Below are 18,458 nucleotides of genomic sequence, written 5' to 3'. Positions count from 1 at the left end.
GAGTCGTGAGGATTCGGCGCTGTGAACTCTCCGCGACCGAGCCGTTAAACAACTGGCGGGAGAGGTGCGCCGAGAGGCGTCGGGAGAGCGAGAATGGCCGGTATGAGCCCCATTTTTCGCCGGAGCGAGAAGAAGAGCCCCGAGGAGCGTCTGGTCACCCTGGTCGGGAAGCCCGGCTGCCATCTGTGCGACGACGCGCAGGAGGTGATCGAGAAGGTGTGCGGCGAGTTCGGTGCGTCCTGGGAGAAGAAGGACATCACTCAGGACGAGGAGCTCTACCGCTTGTACTGGGAGCAGATTCCCGTGGTGCTCGTGGACGGAGCACAGCATGACTTCTGGAAGGTGAACGAAGATCGACTTCGGCGTGCGCTGGCGGGCTGATCCGCCGGTGGTCCGCGGGGGAGTAGCGCCCGTCACTGACCGAGCAGTCCAAGTGGTCCGGAAAGTCGCTTAGGATCGGGGGCGGTTTGGTCTCGGGGGCGCGGATCGTAGAGGAGAGTGTGCGGTTTTGCCCCCTTCAAACAGGCAACGAAGCGGCTTGCGCGCCGGTTCCATATGCGCGCGCCAGGGGCGCGTGACCCCGGTCACGTTGCCCGGGCAAATCGGACACCATCTTTGTGCACGCGTTCACAAAGACATAGCCTGCATTCGACGGGGCGGTCCTGGGACGTACGACCGCCCGCAGCCCCGCTCTACCCGCAGGAGCACCGTGGCAACTGGCCGAACTCACCGACCGGCGACCCGCAGCCGAGGAATTCCCGAGGCCACCGTCGCCCGCCTTCCGCTGTACCTCCGGGCCCTCACCGGCCTGTCGGAGCGCTCGGTTCCCACGGTCTCGTCCGAGGAGCTCGCGGCCGCCGCGGGGGTCAACTCCGCGAAGCTGCGCAAGGACTTCTCGTACCTCGGCTCGTACGGCACCCGCGGTGTGGGCTACGACGTCGAGTACCTCGTCTACCAGATCTCCCGCGAACTCGGCCTCACCCAGGACTGGCCGATCGTGATGGTCGGTATCGGTAACCTCGGCGCCGCTCTGGCCAATTACGGCGGGTTCGCCTCCCGTGGCTTCCGCGTCGCCGCCCTGATCGACGCCGACCCGGCGATGACCGGCAAGTCCGTCGCGGGCATGGCCGTGCAGCACGCCGACGACCTCGAGAAGATCATCGACGACAACGGCGTGTCCATCGGCGTCATCGCGACGCCCGCGGGCGCGGCCCAGCAGGTCTGCGACCGGCTCGTCGCCGCCGGTGTCACCTCGATCCTCAACTTCGCGCCGACCGTCCTGTCCGTGCCGGACGGCGTCGACGTGCGCAAGGTCGACCTCTCCATCGAGCTCCAGATCCTCGCCTTCCACGAGCAGCGCAAGGCCGGCGAGGGCCAGGACGACACGGCGGATGAAGCCGGCACCGAGACCCCGGCCGCCGCGGCGAAGCCGGCCCGCAAGGGACCCGACGGGGACGTCCCCGCCGTGATGCAGGCATGAGTCTCCTCGTCGTAGGCCTGAGCCACCGCAGCGCCCCCGTGAGCGTCCTGGAGCGCGCCGCGCTCTCCGTGGACGCCCAGGCGAAGCTGCTCCAGGACACGCTCGCCGCGGAGCCCGCCGCCGAGGCCTCGGTGCTCTCGACGTGCAACCGCATCGAGCTGTACGCCGACGTGGACAAGTTCCACGCGGGCGTCGCCGAGCTCTCGACGCTGCTCGCCCAGCACAGCGGCGTCGGTCTCGAGGAGCTCACTCCTTATCTTTATGTGCACTACGAGGACCGGGCCGTCCACCACCTCTTCTCGGTGGCGTGCGGGCTCGACTCGATGGTCGTGGGCGAGGGTCAGATCCTCGGCCAGATCAAGGACGGCCTCGCGCGCTCCCAGGAGCTGCACACCGCGGGCCGCCTCCTCAACGACCTGTTCCAGCAGGCCCTGCGGGTCGGCAAGCGGGCCCACTCGGAGACCGGGATCGACCGAGCCGGCCAGTCCCTGGTCACGTTCGGCCTGGAGCAGCTGGCCGCCGGGCGCGCCGTCGACGTATGGGCCAAGGACAAGCGCGCCCTGGTGATCGGCGCGGGCTCGATGTCGTCGCTGGCCGCGGCGACGCTCGCGCGCGCCGGGGTCGCCGAGGTCGTCGTCGCCAACCGCACGCTGGAGCGCGCCGAGCGTCTCGCACAGATCCTGAGCGAGCCCGGCGGTACCGGGGTGGCCGCGCGAGCGGTTCCCATGGACGCCGTCGGCGACGAACTGACACGTGCCGATGTCGTCGTCTCCTGCACCGGAGCGACCGGCCTCGTCCTGACCGAGGCCCAGATCCTGCGCGCCACCGAGGGGCGTACGGGCGGGCTCTCGCTCCTCGACCTCGCGATGCCGCGCGACATCGACGGCGCCGCGCACCGCATCGGCGGCGTGCGCTTCGTCGACATCGAGTCGCTCGCGGAGGCCTCGGCCGACGCGCCGATGGCCGCCGACGTGGACCAGGTGCGGGGCATCGTCTCCGACGAGGTCGCCGCGTTCGGCGCCGCCCAGCGCGCCGCGACCATCACGCCGACCGTCGTCGCCCTGCGCACGATGGCCGCCGACGTGGTCACCGGCGAGATCGCGCGCCTCGACGGGCGCCTGCCGGAGCTCGACGAGAAGCAGCGCGCGGAGATCACCCAGACCGTGCGGCGCGTCGTGGACAAGCTCCTGCACGCGCCGACCGTACGGGTCAAGCAGCTGGCCGCCGAGCCCGGCGGTGCCGGGTACGCGGACGCGCTGCGGACCCTTTTCGACCTTGACCCGGAGGCGGTGGCCGCCGTCTCACGGGCCGATCTGAACGAGCTGAACGAGCCGGTAGCCAAGAATCGAGGCCGGGCATCATGACGGACAGGGCACTCAGGCTCGGGACCAGGCGCAGCAAGCTCGCCATGGCCCAGTCGGGGCGCGTGGCTGAGGCCGTACGGCAGGTGACGGGACGGCCCGTCGAGCTGGTCGAGATCACCACGTACGGTGACACGTCCCGCGAGCAGCTGGCGCAGATCGGCGGTACCGGCGTGTTCGTCGTGGCGCTGCGCGAGGCGCTGCTGCGCGGCGACGTCGACTTCGCCGTGCACTCCCTCAAGGATCTGCCGACCACGCCCCACCCGGACCTCACGCTGGCGGCCGTGCCGCTGCGCGAGGACCCGCGCGACGTACTCGTCGCCCGCGACGGACTGACCTTCGCGCAGCTCCCGAAGGGAGCGCGTGTCGGTACCGGTTCGCCGCGCCGCATGTCGCAGCTGAACGCGTACGCGCGCAGCCACGGCATGCACATAGAGACCGTGCCGATACGCGGGAACATCGACACCCGCCTCGGTTACGTGCACAACGGGGAGCTCGACGCCGTCGTGCTCGCCGCCGCCGGACTGAACCGGATCGGCCGCATCGGGGAAGTGACGGACTTCCTCGCGGTCGACACTGTTCTGCCCGCCCCCGGCCAGGGGGCTCTGGCGGTCGAGTGCTCCGCGTCCAACGCGGACCTCGCCGCCGTGCTCGGAGAGCTCGACGACTCGTTCACCCGAGTCGCCGTGACCGCCGAGCGATCCCTGCTCGCCGCCCTGGAGGCCGGCTGCAGTGCACCTGTGGGTGCACTGGCCGACCTGCTGGCCGACGGGCAGATTGCCAACGAAATGCGCCTGCGTGGCGTCGTCGGTACGACCGACGGCTCCGAGCTGGTGCAGCTGTCCACCACCGGTCCCGTGCCCGAGACGGAAGACCAGGCGCTGGCGCTCGGTCGCGAACTCGCTACCGAGATGCTCGCCAAGGGCGCGGCCGGTCTGATGGGGGAGCGAGCACTTTGAGCCCCACCACCTCTGACCCTTCGGCCACCTGGGCAACCGGGCACGTCACCTTCCTCGGTGCCGGTCCCGGAGATCCAGGACTACTGACACTGCGCGCCGTGGAGGCGCTCGCCCGAGCGGATGTGCTGATCGCCGAGCCCGAAGTGCTCGACGTCGTACGCACACACGCGAAGGCGGGCGTGACCGTCCTCGGCGCGGAGAGCCCGGGCACACCGGGGCAGACGGCTGCTGACAATGCGTCAACTGCCGTCGTGGTCCCCGCGTTGAGGGACTGCGCCAATCTTGTCATGGAGGCCGCGCGGGGCGGCAAGCGGGTCGTACGTGCCGTCAGCGGCGACCCCGGACTCGACACCGACGCGGCCGGGGAGATGCTGGCCTGCGCGGCCGGCGGGGTCTCCTTCGAGGTCGTGCCCGGCATCGCGGCGGCTGTCGGTGTGCCCGCGTACGCCGGTGTCCCGCTGCGGGACGCGCAGGGAGCGGACGTGCGGTTCGTCGACGCCCGTACCGCCTCCGAGCGCTGCTGGACCGAGGTCGGCGCGTCCGACGGCACGGTCGTCGTCTCGACGACGCTCGACGCGGTGGCCGCGGCCGCCGGCGAGCTGGTCGCGGCGGGCCGCAAGCCGGACACCCCGCTGACCGTCACGGTCGCCGGTACGACGACGCGCCAGCGGACCTGGTCCGCGACGCTCGGCACGATCGCCCAGACCTTCAAGCAGGCGAAGGTGCTGCCCTCCCCGGAGGGCGGACGCCCCGTCATAGCCGTGGTCGGCGAGCGCTCCGCGGCTGCCCAGCGCGACCAGCTCTCGTGGTTCGAGTCCAAGCCGCTGTTCGGCTGGAAGGTGCTCGTGCCGCGCACGAAGGAGCAGTCGGCGTCGCTCTCCGACCAGCTCACGTCGTACGGCGCCGTGCCGCACGAGGTGCCGACGATCGCGGTCGAACCGCCGCGCACGCCCCAGCAGATGGAGCGCGCGGTCAAGGGCCTCGTCACCGGACGCTACGAGTGGATCGCCTTCACCTCGGTGAACGCGGTCAAGGCCGTGCGCGAGAAGTTCGAGGAGTACGGGCTCGACGCCCGTGCCTTCGCCGGGATCAAGGTCGCCGCGGTGGGCGAGCAGACCGCCAACGCGCTCATCGCGTTCGGTGTGAAGCCCGACCTCGTGCCGAGCGGTGAGCAGTCCGCCGCCGGTCTCCTCGAGGACTGGCCGCCGTACGACCCGGTCTTCGACCCGATCGACCGCGTCTTCCTGCCGCGCGCCGACATCGCCACCGAGACGCTCGTCGCCGGGCTCATCGAACTCGGGTGGGAGGTCGACGACGTGACCGCCTACCGGACGGTGCGGGCGTCGCCGCCGCCGGCGGAGACGCGCGAGGCGATCAAGGGCGGCGGGTTCGACGCCGTGCTGTTCACGTCGTCGTCGACCGTGCGGAACCTGGTCGGTATCGCCGGCAAGCCGCACAACGTGACCGTGATCGCGTGCATCGGCCCCGCGACGGCCAAGACCGCCGAGGAGCACGGGCTGCGCGTGGACGTCATGTCTCCGGAGCCGTCCGTGCACCGGCTGGCGCAGGCGCTGGCCGACTTCGGTGCCAGGCGGCGTACCGCCGCGCTCGAGGCGGGGGATCCTGTGTCCCGGCCGAGCGAGCGGCGGCCCGGTGCGCGGAGGCGTCGGGCGGCGCCGTAAGGCGGCTGCCGACGCAGGGAACAACGGGGGACAGCGGGGGCAACGGGACAGTGAGACACGGAGTGTTGGTGTGACTGAGTACGGATCCTTCCCGGGTGCGCGGCCGCGGCGGCTGCGCACCACCCCCGCCATGCGGCGCATGGTCGCCGAGACGCGGCTGCACCCGGCCGACCTGATCCTTCCCGCGTTCGTGCGGGAGGGCATCGGCGAGCCGGTCGAGATCGGGTCCATGCCCGGTGTCGTGCAGCACACCCGGGACACGTTGAAGAAGGCGGCCGTCGAGGCGCTGGAGGCCGGGGTCTCCGGCATCATGCTCTTCGGCGTGCCGGACGACGCGAAGAAGGACGCCCTCGGGACGGCCGGTACGGACCCCGACGGCATCCTCCAGGTGGCGCTGCGCGATGTGCGCGCCGAGGTCGGCGACGACCTCATCGTCATGTCCGACCTGTGCCTCGACGAGTTCACGGACCACGGGCACTGCGGCGTCCTGGACGCCGAGGGGCGCGTCGACAACGACGCGACGCTGGAGCGGTACGCCGAGATGGCGCAGGTCCAGGCCGACGCGGGCGCCCATGTCGTGGGCCCCAGCGGCATGATGGACGGGCAGGTCGGGGTGATCCGCGACGCGCTCGACACCATCGGCAAGGAGGACGTCTCGATCCTCGCCTACACCGCGAAGTACTCGTCGGCGTTCTACGGGCCGTTCCGTGAGGCCGTCGGCTCCTCGCTGACCGGCGACCGCAAGACGTACCAGCAGGACCCGGCCAATGTCCGGGAGTCCCTGCGGGAGCTGGCGCTCGACCTCGAAGAGGGCGCCGACATGGTGATGGTCAAGCCGGCCGGTCCCTACCTCGACATCCTCGCCAAGGTCGCCGAGGCGGTGGACGTGCCGGTCGCCGCGTACCAGATCAGCGGCGAGTACGCGATGGTCGAGGCTGCCGCGCAGCGCGGCTGGATCGAGCGCGACCGGGCCATCCTGGAGACGCTCCTCGGCATCAAGCGGGCCGGTGCCAACATGATCCTCACGTACTGGGCGACGGAGGTCGCACGCGGCCTGTGACCGCGCCCGACCCCTGAACTCCCGCTGCCCCGCCGGTCCATGACCGGCGGGGCAGCTTTTTCACGTTCGGCAGGTCACCGGGTCACCAGGTCAGCGCGTCGCTCATCGACTGCTGCCAGTACGTGACCTTGAGCGAGTCGTCGATGTAGACGCCCTTCGCGGGCAGCGCGGCCTTGGCGCCGGGGCCGCCGTCGTTCGTGTTGCGGCCCTTGAAGAACACCTCGAGCGTCTTCTCCGTACGCCCGTTGGAGCCGCCGCCGTCGTCGCCGCCGGAGAGTGCGACGCCCGCGTAGGCGGACTGGCCCGGCGGCAGGGAGACCACCGCCTGCGGCTGCGAGTCGTCGATCACCGGCGGGACCGACTGTGCCTCGCCGAAGCGGACGGCCGGGTAGCCGTACAGGTCGCATCGCTTCGAGCCGGTGTTGGTCACCGTCAGGAGCATGTGGTTGACGGGGCGCGAGACGGACTGGGCGGTGACCTTGAGCGTGGAGCCGTTGCAGGTGACGCGGGAGGTGGCGGCGGTGGGGTTGTTCTTGCCCGTGGAGGCGGGCTGGGGCTTCGGCTTGGTGGTGGCGCCGGCGCCGGTGTCGTTTCCGCTGCCTGTGCTGGTGCCCGTTCCGCTGCCGGTCTTGTCGCCCGTCGTGGATCCGGCGCTCGTGTCCTTGCCGCTGTCGCCGTCGGCCGGCGCCGACTTCGACGGCTGCTGCGACGCGCCCTCGTCGCGGACCCCGTCGCCGTTGTTGCAGGCGGTCAGGGAGAGCGCGGCCAGGGCGACCGTGGCGGCGGCCGTGAGGAGGCGGACACGGGAGCGGGTGGGTGCGGCGATGGACACTGGTGATCCCCTTCGGAAGCGGCGTGCTTGGATGACCAGAGCTTGTGCGGTGATCCGTCCCCATCGCCAGCACCGCAGGACCACTTGGGACGCTGGAACGTTCGTACCGGCTCTGACCTGGGGAAACGACCATGCCCTGGAACGCCGGAATGGGATGAGGGGGTTGGGGAACGGTGGCTGAGGCTGACGGGACGGCCGAGTTCGCGACGCTGCTGCGAGGGCTGAAGGAGCGCTCGGGTCTGAGTTACGGCGTACTCGCGAAGCGGCTGCACATGAGCACGTCGACACTGCACCGGTACTGCAACGGGGACGCGGTGCCGGTCGACTACGCGCCGGTCGAGCGGCTGGCGCGGCTGTGCAAGGCCGGTTCCGAGGAGCTCGTCGAGCTGCACCGGCTGTGGGTCCTCGCGGACGCGGCGCGGGGGACGAAGCCGGTGGCGGCGTCGAAGGAACCGGCGGCCGTGGCGGAGTCGGCGGCCGTAGCGGCGGAACCAGTGGCGCCCGTGCCCGATGCGGAGCCCGTACCCGCCCCCGAGAAGCGCCGCTCACGGCGCGCGGTCGTGCTCGCCGCCGCCCTCGCCGTCGTCGTGGCCGGGGGAGCCGGCGCGTTCGCCGTGCACCTCGCCGGAGACGATGGTGGTGACGGCGGCAGCGACCGGAAGGACCACGCCGGGGCCACCTCGTCCGTCACGCCGGGAGCGCGCTCCGCGGACCCGTCGGGCACGGCGTCCCCGTCACCGGGCCACCAGCGCAAGCCCTCCGCGAGCCCGTCCCGCAGCGACAACGCGGCCGGTGACGCGCCGGGCACCCCGTCCGCCCCGGCGGCAGGTGCGGCCACCGGCACCCCGCTGACTGTCGCCACCACCCCGTACATCTACGAGAGCCCCTGCAGCCAGCACTTCCTGATCGACCGGCCGCCGGCCCAGGTGCCCCCGCCGCCCCTCGAACAGGACGCCCCGAACTGGGTCGGCGCGATCGGAGCGGTCGCGTCGGGGGAGCAGCTGATCAAGCTCACCGTTCAGGGGACGGGCCGCGACACCGTGGTCCTGGAGGACATGGACGTCCGCGTCATGAAGTCCGGTGCGCCGCTCGCGTGGAACGACTACTCGATGGGCGTGGGCTGCGGGGGCAACGTGGAAACGAAGTCGTTCGGAGTGGATCTCGACGCGCCCCGCCCGGTCTCGGCGCCGAAGAACGGGCAGCGCGACTTCCCGTACAAGGTCAGTGAGAGCGACCCCCAGGTCTTCTACATCAAGGCGAACACCAAGGCCCACGACGTCAGTTGGGTCCTGGAGCTGAAGTGGTCGAGCGGCAGTCGCCACGGTGTCCTGAAGGTCGACGACCAGGGGCGGGCGTTTCGCACCAGCGCCGATGTCGGCCGTCCCGGCTACGACTACCCGATCGGGTCGGGCAGCTGGGGCGAGCGCCCCAGCGCATAGCGGCCGGGCCCGAACGACTGTGCCCCGCCGACTCCGGCGGGGCACAGTCGGCGTATCGGGCTGCCGGGTATCGGAAGACCGCGGCCGGGTCAGAGGCGCTCGGGCGTCCTGATGCCCAGGAGCGCCATGCCCTGGTGCAGCGTGCGGGCCGTCAGGTCGCACAGGAACAGCCGGTTCTCGGCGACCTCCGGCGCGGGCGCCGGCTTCACGACCGGGCACTGGTCGTAGAACGTCGTGTACAGCGAGGCCAGCTGGTACAGGTACGCGGCCAGCTTGTGCGGCTCGTACGACGACGCGACCTCGGCCAGCGTCTCGCCGAACTGGTCCAGGTGCAGGCCGAGCGCCCGCTCCGCCGGCGCCAGCTCCAGCTCCGGGTGCGCGAGAGGCCTGCGGTCGCCCGCCTTGCCGAAGATCGAGCGGATACGGGCGTACGCGTACTGGAGGTACACGCTCGTGTCGCCGTTCAGCGACACCATCTGGTCCAGGTCGAACTTGTAGTCCCGCACGGCGGAGGTCGACAGGTCGGCGTACTTCACCGCGCCGATGCCGACGTACATGCCGTTCTCGACGATCTCCTCCTCGGTCAGGCCCACCTTCTCGGCCTTCTCGCGCACGACGGACGTGGCGCGGTCGATCGCCTCGTCGAGGAGGTCCACCAGGCGCACCGTCTCGCCCTCACGGGTCTTGAACGGCTTGCCGTCCTTGCCGAGGACCGTGCCGAAGGCCAGCTGGTGCGCCTTCACGTCCTCGTTGAGCCAGCCGGCGCGGCGGGCCGTCTCGAAGACCATCTTGAAGTGGAGCGCCTGCCGGGCGTCCACCACATAGAGGAGCGTCGACGCCTTGAGGTTCTGGACGCGGTCCCGGATCGCGGAGAGGTCGGTCGCGGCGTAGCCGTAGCCGCCGTTCGACTTCTTGACGATCAGGGGGACCTTGTTGCCGTCGGGGCCCAGCACGTCGTCGAAGAAGACGCACAGCGCGCCCTCGGAGCGGACGGCGACGCCCGACTCCTCCAGGATCCGGCAGGTCTCCTCGAGCATGTCGTTGTAGCCGGACTCGCCGACCACGTCCGGGTCGTCGATCTGCATGTCGAGCTTGTTGAAGACCGAGTAGAAGTAGATCTTCGACTCGTCGACGAACCGCTGCCACAAGGCGATGGTCTCCGCGTCCCCGGCCTGGAGGGCCACCACGCGGTCCCGCGAGCGGGCCTTGAACTCCTCGTCGGAGTCGAAGAGCGCGCGCGAGGCCTTGTAGAGCCGGTTCAGCGACGACATCGCCGCCTCGCCGTCCTCCTTGCCGCCCTCGTGGTCCAGCTCGTGCGGGTGCTCCAGGAGGTACTGGATGAGCATGCCGAACTGGGTGCCCCAGTCGCCGATGTGGTGGCGCCGGACGACCTTCTCGCCGGTGAACTCCAGGATCTCGACCATCGCGGCGCCGATCACGGCGGACCGCAGGTGGCCGACGTGCATCTCCTTGGCCACGTTCGGCTGGGCGTAGTCGATGACCGTGATGCCCGCGTTGTCCTTCAGCGGGACGCCGAGGCGGGCGCCGTCGGCGGCGCGGGCCGCCAGCGTCTCGGTGATCGCCTTGTCGGTGACCGTGATGTTCAGGAAGCCGGGGCCCGAGACCTCGACGTCGGCGAGCAGATCGCCGGTCGTGATCCGCTCGACGACCTGCGTGGCCAGCTCCCGCGGGTTCGCCTTCGCCTTTTTGGCGAGCGCCAGAATCCCGTTGGCCTGGTAGTCGGCCCGGTCGCTACGTCGCAGCAGCGGGTCCACGCCCGCACCGGCCTCGGGGAGGGCGGCGCTGAGGGCGTCGGCAAGACGCTGGTGGACGGAGGACGTGAGGGACGTGACCGAGGCCATGGAGTGGTTGCCGTTCCGCTCGTAGGAGTACAGAAGAGATGCAGAAAACGTCTTCAGTCTCCCATGGGGGCGGGCGGGCGGTCGCATGGATTCCCGCCCGCCCGCTCCCCGGTGGCCGTCGCGTCAGGACGCGGGCGCCAGCGTCACGGCCGCGAGCGCCGGAGCCGACTCGGTGCCGTCCGCGTACACCGCCGTCACCCGGTAGTAGGCGGCGGTCCCGGCGGGGGCGTTCTCGTCGCGGTAGTGACGGAACTGCGCCGTGTTCGGGTTCTCCAGCGCGCCGTCGGCGATCCGCTCGTACGTGCCCGTGGCGCGGTCCCAGCGGTAGACCCGGTAGCTGGTGGCGCCGTCGAGGGTGTCCCAGTTCAGGGCCACGTCACCGGCGTTCTCCACGGCTTCCAGACCCGTGATGGGGGAGCCCGGAGGGGTCGCCTCCGTGGGGCGGGTGTCCTGCTCGGTGGCGTAGACGGTGACCGGCTCGGAGTAGTTGTTCGAGCCGTCCGCCGCACGCACCTCCCAGCAGCGGTCCTCGCCGTCCGGCAGGCCCGCCGTGTCCTGGAAGGACGTGGCGTCCCCGTCGAGGACCTCCGTGGTGCCGCCCGCGCAGGTCCGCACCCCGTCGACCGTCTCCGGCCGGCCGGCCCGCAGCCAGTACGCGTGCACGTCGGCGGCGGTGGAGGCGTCCCAGCGCAGGGCCGTTCCCCACGGTTCGGGGGTCGCGGTGAGGCCGGCCGTGGCGGGCGGCGCCTTGGTGTCGTCGTAGCGGATCGTCTTGAGGTCGGTCGAGGTCACGCCGTTGCCGGCCACGGCGATGACGGTGACGTAGTGGTCCGTCGAGTCGCCGAAGTCGGTGAGGACGCAGCCGTACTCGATGTACGTGTCGGTGGCGAGGAGTTCCTTCGGCTCGCAGGCGCGCGGGTTCGTGCGGGCCGTGGACGCGGTGGTGCCGGAGTAGACCCGGAAGCCGCCGCTGTGGTCGTTGTCCGCCGCCACCCTGAAGCGCAGCTCGGGACGGCCGTCCGCGGCCGGGCTCAGATACACGGGCACGGCCGGCGCCACCTGGCGCCGCGCGGAGATCTTCACCCCGGACGAGCGGTGCCCGGCCGCGTCGACCGCGTACACGGTGTACGTACGGGTGACGCCCGGCTTCGCCGTGGGGTCGGAGTACGCGGCGGCCGTGGCGGTGCCGAGCAGGGCAGGTGTCGCGGTGCCGTCGGCCCCGTACACCTGCCAGCGCACCGCGTCGTCGGTCGGCGCGGCCCACGTCAGCGCGACCTTGTCGGCGTCCGTCTTGGCCGCGAGGCCCGTCACCGCACCCGGCGCCGAGGTGTCCGGCGTGGTCACCGCGACGGGCGTGGTGCGCGCCGAGGTGTTGCCGACGCCATCGGTGGCCGACGCCGCGTAGTAGTACGTCTGCTTCTCGGCGGGCGTCTCGTCGTACAGGTACTGCTCGTCCGGGGTCTCGCGCAGGTCGAGCGTCGAGACCTTGGTGTACGGGCCCGCCTCGGCCGTGGCCCGCCACAGCGTGAACACGGGGCCGTCGGACGGCTGCACCTGGCCCAGCCAGACGTTGACGCGCGGCGTGCCCACGTCGTTCGACACCGTGACGTCCGAGGTACGCACGGCCGGGACGGCCGGGGCCGTCTTGTCCGGCGTGGTGACGTACGGGCCGCACGCGGTGGCGCCGTAGTTCGTCCACTTGTCGACGGCCTGGATGCAGAACCGGTACTTCCGGCCGTCCTTCGGCAGCGCGTACGAGGTGCTGGTGCCGGTGGTGTTCCAACGCGCCACCCCGGACGCGGAGGTCTCCACCAGGACCCGGTAGTGGTCGATGTCCAGCTCGCGGTTCTTCTTCCAGCTCGCGGTCGCCTTGCCGGTCGCCGCGTCGTACGAGGTGGTGATGCCTGTCGGGGCCAGCGGCGCCTTGCTGTCGGAGGAGGCGGGCCAGGTGAACTTCACCCGGGACAGGCCCGTCCAGTTCGCGTGGTCGACGCGGACGGTGTGGCTGCCCGAGCCGATGCAGAAGGTGCCCGGAACGCTGTTGCCGGAGTCACCGGTGTTCGTCCACTCGTTCACCTTGCGGACGCCGTCCACGTACAGGCGCAGGCCGTCCGTGCCGGAGAGGCGGTAGGTGAAGCAGCCGCCCGAACCGAAGTCCCGGGTGAGCGACCAGCGCACGGAGAAGTTGTTCGTGGCCATCCCGGAGAGCGGAGCGCCCGTCCAGTTCTGGTCGATGGTGGTGTCGCAGTCCGTCTTCTTCGGCGTACCCGAGAACGACGTATTGGTGTAGAACGTCCGCTTGAACGTGGTGTCGCCGCAGGTCACGGCGGCCGCGGCGGAGGGCGCTGCCAGGACGAGGCAGGCCGAGGGCAGGGCCATGGCGAGCCCGGCGGCCCCCACGCGCAGCCCGGCGCGGAATCTGTCTGTGATCACGAAGTGAGGACACGCGTGGGGCCCGTGGGGTTGTACGGCGGGCCTCTCCGATGTGGCGCAGCCCCCGCCACCGCGGAACGCGTTTCCCCCAAGCGCCCGGTAACTGGGAGAATGGCCCCAGCAGAGCTCACCCGCTCCACCCGACTCGCAGAGAAGGACGACCGAATCGTGGCCCAGAGCACAGGCGCGGAGACCCAGGACTGGGTCTCCCGTTACGCGGACGATGTCATCGCCGAGTCCGAGCGCCGCGCCCCGGGCAAACCGGTCGTCGTGGCCTCCGGCCTCTCCCCCTCCGGCCCGATCCACCTGGGCAACCTCCGCGAGGTCATGACCCCGCACCTGGTCGCCGACGAGGTCCGCCGCCGCGGGTACGAGGTCCGGCACCTGATCTCCTGGGACGACTACGACCGGTACCGCAAGGTCCCGGCCGGTGTCCCCGGCGTCGACGAGTCCTGGGCCGAGCACATCGGCAAGCCGCTCACCTCGGTCCCGGCGCCCGCCGGATCGGCGTTCCCGAACTGGGCGGAGCACTTCAAGGCCGCGATGACCGGGGCGCTCGGCGAGCTGGGCGTCGAGTTCGACGGCATCAGCCAGACCGAGCAGTACACGTCGGGCGTCTACCGCGAGCAGATCCTGCACGCGATGAAGCACCGCGGCGACATCGACGCGATCCTCGGCCAGTACCGCACGAAGAAGACCCCCCAGCAGAAGCAGCAGAAGCAGCAGAAGCCGGTCGACGAGGCCGAGCTGGAGGCCGCCGAGGGCTCCGGCGCGGCGAACGAGGACGACGGCAGCGGCGGCGCGGGCGGCTACTACCCGTACAAGCCGTTCTGCGGCGAGTGCGGCAAGGACCTCACCACCGTCACGTCGTACGACGACGAGACGACGGAGCTGTCCTACACCTGCACGCTCGACGGCCACAGCGAGACGGTCCGGCTGACGGAGTTCAACCGCGGCAAGCTGGTCTGGAAGGTCGACTGGCCGATGCGCTGGGCGTTCGAGGGCGTGATCTTCGAGCCGTCCGGTGTCGACCACTCGTCCCCGGGCTCGTCGTTCCAGGTCGGCGGGCAGATCGTCGGGATCTTCGGCGGCAAGCAGCCGATCGGCCCGATGTACGCGTTCGTCGGCATCAGCGGCATGGCGAAGATGTCCTCCAGCAAGGGCGGGGTCCCGACCCCGGCCGACGCGCTCCAGATCATGGAGCCGCAGCTCCTTCGCTGGCTGTACGCCCGCCGCCGGCCCAACCAGTCCTTCAAGATCGCCTTCGACCAGGAGATCCAGCGGCTCTACGACGAGTGGGACAAGCTCGCGTCCAAGGTCGCCGACGGCTCGGTCCTGCCGGCGGACGCCGCCGCGTACACGCGCGCGGTGGGCACCGCGGCCGGTGAACTGCCGCGCACCCCGCGGCCGTTGTCGTACCGCACCCTGGCCTCCGTCGCCGACATCACCGCCGGCGCCGAGGACCAGACCCTGCGCATCCTCAGCGAGCTCGACCCGGAGAACCCGGTCACCGCGCTCGACGAGGTACGGCCGAGGCTCGACCGGGCCGAGGCGTGGATCAGCAAGTACGTGCCCGCCGAGTCGCGCACCCTGGTGCGTGCCGAGCCGGACACGCAGGCGCTGGCCGCGCTCGACGACGAGGCCCGCGAGTCGCTGCGGCTCCTCCTCGACGGTCTGGACTCGCACTGGTCCCTCGACGGCCTGACGCACCTCGTCTACGGCGTGCCGAAGGTCCAGGCGGGCTTCTCGCCGGACGCGACGCCGAAGGAGCTGCCGCCGGAGATCAAGTCGGCCCAGCGGTCGTTCTTCGCGCTCCTGTACGACCTGCTCGTCGGCCGTGACACCGGGCCGCGGCTGCCCACGCTGCTGCTCGCCGTGGGCGCGGACCGGGTACGCAAGCTGCTCGGCGCGTAAGTGCGGAAAGGGCCGCACCGGATGCTCCGGTGCGGCCCTTTCGCGTGTACGGCGGGTCAGGCGATGTGGTCCTCGATGAACTCGCTGTTCAGGCGCTGCATGAACGCCTCCATGTAGCGCTGCAGTTCACGCGGCTCAAGATTCAGCCCGTACGTCGCCTCGACGTTCGCGTGGAACGTGCCGGGCGTGGGGCCGCCTTCGCCGTCTATCGACTTCCGGAACACCTGGTAGAGGTCCTCGTCGCTCGGCGCCGCGTCGCCGGTCTCCGTGATGCCCTCACCGAGCTGGCGCGTGCGGTTGGGCCCGGACGGAACGGGAAACTCCGGCTCCTGGACCGACTGCGCAGGGATGAAGGCCTCCGCCGGAGGCTGCTCCTCGTACCACTGCTCGTACTGCTGCTCGGGGTCGTACGTGGGGTCGTAGCCGCCGTCGTACGACATCGCCTGCGGCGGGGTCGCGAACCACGGGCTCGACTCCTCACCGGCGGCAGCGGCAGCCGCAGCCTCGGCCGGAGTGCCGGGCTCGGCGGGGACCGGCTGCGGACCGGTGGCGGCCGGAGCGGGACGCGCCAGCTCGGGGACGGGCACGGGAGCGGCCGGTGCCGGGGCCGGGGGCAGCAGCGCGGGCTCGATGCCTGCGGCGGCCAGGCCCGAGGGGGCGGTCTCCGAGAGCGGGACGCCGTAACGCGCCAGGCGCAGTGGCATCAGGGACTCGACCGGGGCCTTGCGGCGCCAGCCGCGCCCGAAGCGGGAGTGCAGCCGCGCCTGGTAGACCATGCGCTCCTGCTCCAGCTTGATGACCGCCTCGTAGGAACGCAGCTCCCACAGCTTCATGCGGCGCCACAGCAGGAACGTGGGCAGCGGGGAGAGCAGCCAGCGCGTGAGGCGCACGCCCTCCATGTGCTTGTCGGCCGTGATGTCCGCGATCCGGCCCACCGCGTGCCGCGCCGCCTCGACCGAGACGACGAACAGGATCGGGATGACGGCGTGCATGCCGACGCCGAGCGGGTCCGGCCAGGCGGCCGCGCCGTTGAACGCGATCGTCGCCGCGGTCAGCAGCCACGCCGTCTGGCGCAGCAGCGGGAACGGTATGCGGATCCAGGTCAGCAGCAGGTCCAGGGCGAGCAGGACGCAGATACCCGCGTCGATGCCGATCGGGAACACATAGCTGAAGTTCCCGAACCCCTTCTGGAGCGCGAGTGAGCGAACGGCCGCGTACGAACCCGCGAAACCGATGCCGGCGATGACCACCGCACCGGCGACGACCACGCCGATGAGTATGCGGTGCGTCCGTGTCAGCTGTGGCGCGGCCACACGTGCTCCCCTCCCTGTACGCCTTGTTGCGCGCAACAGCCTCGCACATCGGCGCGGGGGTCCGTGGCCCGGTACGGCGGGAGCCCGGCCCCATAAGGGACCGGGCTCCGCAAAAGGCGTGACCGGCAAGTGAGTTGAGGCCTGCTCGGTGCCGACCGGGGGCCACGGAGGGCCACTTGGCGGCCGGTCGCCTACGGGGTCACGACTTCGAGGACGCCTTGTCCGACGGCGTGGCCGAGGTCTTCGAGGACGACTTCTCGGACGGCTTCGCGGAAGACTTGCCGGACGTCGTGCCCGACGGCTTCGAGGAGGCCTTGTCCGACGGCTTCGCCGACGCGGAACCGGCGGTGTCCGAGCCACCCGCCCCGTTCGCCGCGACGACCGCCGCGACGGCGTCCTTCGCCGCCTTCTCGGCGTCCTTCACCAGCTCGTCGGCGCCCGGCGTCGTCTCGCCCGCGAGGCCCGCGCCGTTGTAGTCGATCGTGACGACGACGTTCTCGACGCGCGTGACGACCGTCTGCTGCTTGAAGGTGCCTTCCTTCTTCTTCAGCTCGTACGTCACCGCGGTCGCCTCGTCGCCCGTGCCGCTGACCGGCTCCGACTTCGGGGACTTCGCGCCGTCCACGGACTGCGCGTCGGTCACCTGCTTGGTGAAGTACTCGTGCGCCAGCTTGTTGCCGCTGCCGCGAGCGGCGTCCGAGTCGAAACGCATCAGCGACGCGTTCAGCCAGCGGAACTGCGACCCCTTCACGCCCTTGTTGTCGAGGCTCGACCAGGAGCACGTGCCCCGCACCGACTCGTCGTCGGAGGAGCCCGCCTTGCCCGACTTCGCCTCCGGGACGAGAGCGTCGATCGTCTTCTTCGAGATCGCGGCGCACGGCTGCGGCAGCGAGTCGTACGCGGCCGCCTTCACCTTGGCGGCCGCGTCACTCGCGGAGGCCGACGCCTTCGAAGAGCCCTTGTCGGCCCCGTCGCCGGAGTCCGAGCCGGAGGAGCAGCCGGATGCCACGAGGATCACCGGCACGGCGGCTGCGCAGACAAATACGCGGGTGAGTCGCTTGGTCGGTCGGTGCATGGTTCCTTATTCTCCGGGTTTGCCTGGTACGTACCCGAGAGGTGCGGCCCGGGTCCGATGGGCCACCGTACGCCCAAGCCGGGCGGCGCGGCTCAGCTTCCGCGGACCCGCGCACCCGCGCTACCGCCGGTTACCCGCCCAGTGTCCCGGCCAGCTTCCGGGCCAGTTCCCGCGCCCTGTCCTGCATTTCCTTGCTGTCCGGCACCTTCGCGGCGGGGCCCGGCTGCTGCTCGTACTCGACGGTCACGATGACGTTGGACGTGCGGAACACCACAGTCACCGTGCGGTGGCCGCCCGCCGACGCGCGCGCCGTCAGCTGGTCGTCGAGGAACGCCTCGTCGGCCAGCCCTTCGAGAGCGCGGGGCTGCAGTTCGGCGTCCGGAGCGGAGTCGTCCGACGGGCTCGACGAGGTGTCGTCCGACACCTCGTCCGAGGCCTCGTCGTCCGTCCTGCCCGACTTCTTCCCTGCCTTCTCCGTGTCGTCCCCGGCGTTCTCGTCGGTGCCGGCCGAGGGGGAGTGGGAAGGGGTCGGCGACGTCGTGTCCGTCGGGACCGGCTCCGGCAGATGCGCTTCGGTCCGCTTCGACGCGAAGACCTGGCCGGCCTCCGTGTCGTCGCTCACCGTGTTGTCGTAGGACACGACCCGCTCGAAGTCGACCAGCAGGCGATGCGTCGCGTCCCCCCCGTCGTCCTTCCAGCGGCAGCCCACGCGCCGGTCCGTGTCGTAGGTGACCGTGGCCGCGCCCTCGTACGCCTTGTCGCGCTGCTCGCCCTCGGGGAGCTCCTTGATGCCGGGCAGCATCTTGTCGAGGGTGCCCTTGTCGAGCTGTCGGCACGGCTCGGGCAGGGTGCGGTACTTGCCGGGCCGGGCGGCCACGGCGCTGGTGCCGACGTCGCCGGGCTTGGAGTCGGTCGCGTCACCGGTGGCCCCGGAACCTCCGGTGCAGCCGGTGAGCAGCGCTGCGAGGAGCGCGGCGACGCCGGGTACGTACGCCTTCCGCTGCACGGTGATGGCCCCTCTCGACAAGGTGACACGTCGTCGGACGTG

General features: G+C 71.1%; 14 protein-coding genes. 8 read left to right on the top strand and 6 right to left on the bottom strand.

Annotation, left to right across the window (positions count from 1 at the left end; all coding sequences use genetic code 11):
* Positions 1 to 93 precede the first annotated feature (93 nt).
* The 6 genes from OG456_RS15990 to hemB all read left to right on the top strand — a co-directional run bounded on the left by OG456_RS15990 (position 94) and on the right by hemB (position 6,542).
* Positions 94 to 381, top strand: a complete 288-nt coding sequence (locus OG456_RS15990; RefSeq protein ID WP_266561487.1) for a glutaredoxin family protein — start codon at positions 94 to 96, stop codon at positions 379 to 381.
* Between the two features lie 328 nt (positions 382 to 709).
* A complete protein-coding gene (locus OG456_RS15985) occupies positions 710 to 1,480 on the top strand; it encodes a redox-sensing transcriptional repressor Rex (RefSeq protein ID WP_266561485.1) in 771 nt (256 codons plus the stop codon).
* Positions 1,477 to 2,844, top strand: a complete 1,368-nt coding sequence (locus OG456_RS15980; RefSeq protein ID WP_266561483.1) for a glutamyl-tRNA reductase — start codon at positions 1,477 to 1,479, stop codon at positions 2,842 to 2,844. Before OG456_RS15985 ends, OG456_RS15980 begins: the two co-directional genes overlap by 4 nt.
* Entirely contained in the window at positions 2,841 to 3,800 is a 960-nt protein-coding gene (gene hemC, locus OG456_RS15975) for a hydroxymethylbilane synthase (RefSeq protein ID WP_266561481.1), read from the top strand. The genes OG456_RS15980 and hemC overlap by 4 nt, the downstream gene beginning before the upstream one ends.
* The gene (locus OG456_RS15970; protein WP_266561479.1) at positions 3,797 to 5,482 is read left to right on the top strand and encodes a uroporphyrinogen-III synthase; all 1,686 of its coding nucleotides are present in this window, start codon (positions 3,797 to 3,799) and stop codon (positions 5,480 to 5,482) included. Before hemC ends, OG456_RS15970 begins: the two co-directional genes overlap by 4 nt.
* Positions 5,483 to 5,552: 70 nt before the next feature.
* Entirely contained in the window at positions 5,553 to 6,542 is a 990-nt protein-coding gene (gene hemB, locus OG456_RS15965) for a porphobilinogen synthase (protein WP_266561477.1), read from the top strand.
* An 82-nt stretch (positions 6,543 to 6,624) separates the two neighbouring features.
* On the opposite strand, the gene OG456_RS15960 is transcribed toward hemB, so the two are convergent.
* Positions 6,625 to 7,368: a DUF4232 domain-containing protein gene (locus OG456_RS15960; RefSeq protein WP_266569271.1), complete on the bottom strand. Its 744-nt coding sequence runs from the start codon at positions 7,366 to 7,368 to the stop codon at positions 6,625 to 6,627.
* Between the two features lie 179 nt (positions 7,369 to 7,547).
* Here OG456_RS15960 and OG456_RS15955 point away from each other — a divergent pair, with 179 nt between their 5' ends.
* On the top strand, positions 7,548 to 8,813 hold the full coding sequence (locus OG456_RS15955) for a helix-turn-helix transcriptional regulator (protein WP_266561475.1): 1,266 nt from the start codon (positions 7,548 to 7,550) through the stop codon (positions 8,811 to 8,813).
* A gap of 89 nt (positions 8,814 to 8,902) precedes the next feature.
* Here the strand turns inward: OG456_RS15955 and argS are convergent, their stop codons facing one another.
* A complete protein-coding gene (gene argS, locus OG456_RS15950; RefSeq protein ID WP_266561473.1) occupies positions 8,903 to 10,675 on the bottom strand; it encodes an arginine--tRNA ligase in 1,773 nt (590 codons plus the stop codon).
* Between the two features lie 123 nt (positions 10,676 to 10,798).
* Complete coding sequence (locus tag OG456_RS15945) at positions 10,799 to 13,108, bottom strand: PA14 domain-containing protein (protein WP_266561471.1); 2,310 nt, start codon at positions 13,106 to 13,108, stop codon at positions 10,799 to 10,801.
* A 111-nt stretch (positions 13,109 to 13,219) separates the two neighbouring features.
* On the opposite strand from OG456_RS15945, the gene lysS reads away from it, so the two are divergent.
* On the top strand, positions 13,220 to 15,022 hold the full coding sequence (lysS, locus tag OG456_RS15940; protein ID WP_266561469.1) for a lysine--tRNA ligase: 1,803 nt from the start codon (positions 13,220 to 13,222) through the stop codon (positions 15,020 to 15,022).
* Between the two features lie 56 nt (positions 15,023 to 15,078).
* Here lysS and OG456_RS15935 read toward each other — a convergent pair whose 3' ends face one another.
* From OG456_RS15935 to OG456_RS15925, 3 genes are all read right to left on the bottom strand, one after another.
* Positions 15,079 to 16,335 carry a DUF2637 domain-containing protein gene (locus tag OG456_RS15935; protein WP_266561467.1) on the bottom strand — a complete coding sequence of 419 codons (1,257 nt, stop codon included), beginning with the start codon at positions 16,333 to 16,335 and terminating at the stop codon, positions 15,079 to 15,081.
* 199 nt (positions 16,336 to 16,534) lie between these two features.
* A complete protein-coding gene (locus OG456_RS15930; protein WP_266561465.1) occupies positions 16,535 to 17,410 on the bottom strand; it encodes a DUF3558 domain-containing protein in 876 nt (291 codons plus the stop codon).
* Between the two features lie 130 nt (positions 17,411 to 17,540).
* On the bottom strand, positions 17,541 to 18,416 hold the full coding sequence (locus tag OG456_RS15925; RefSeq protein WP_266561463.1) for a DUF3558 domain-containing protein: 876 nt from the start codon (positions 18,414 to 18,416) through the stop codon (positions 17,541 to 17,543).
* Positions 18,417 to 18,458 lie beyond the last annotated feature (42 nt).

This window comes from Streptomyces sp. NBC_01446, from assembly GCF_026340095.1.
GTDB classification, from domain to species: Bacteria; Actinomycetota; Actinomycetes; order Streptomycetales; family Streptomycetaceae; genus Streptomyces; species Streptomyces aureus.
Note: the sequence above shows the minus strand (reverse complement) of the source record. Positions and strands in the feature narration are given on the sequence as shown.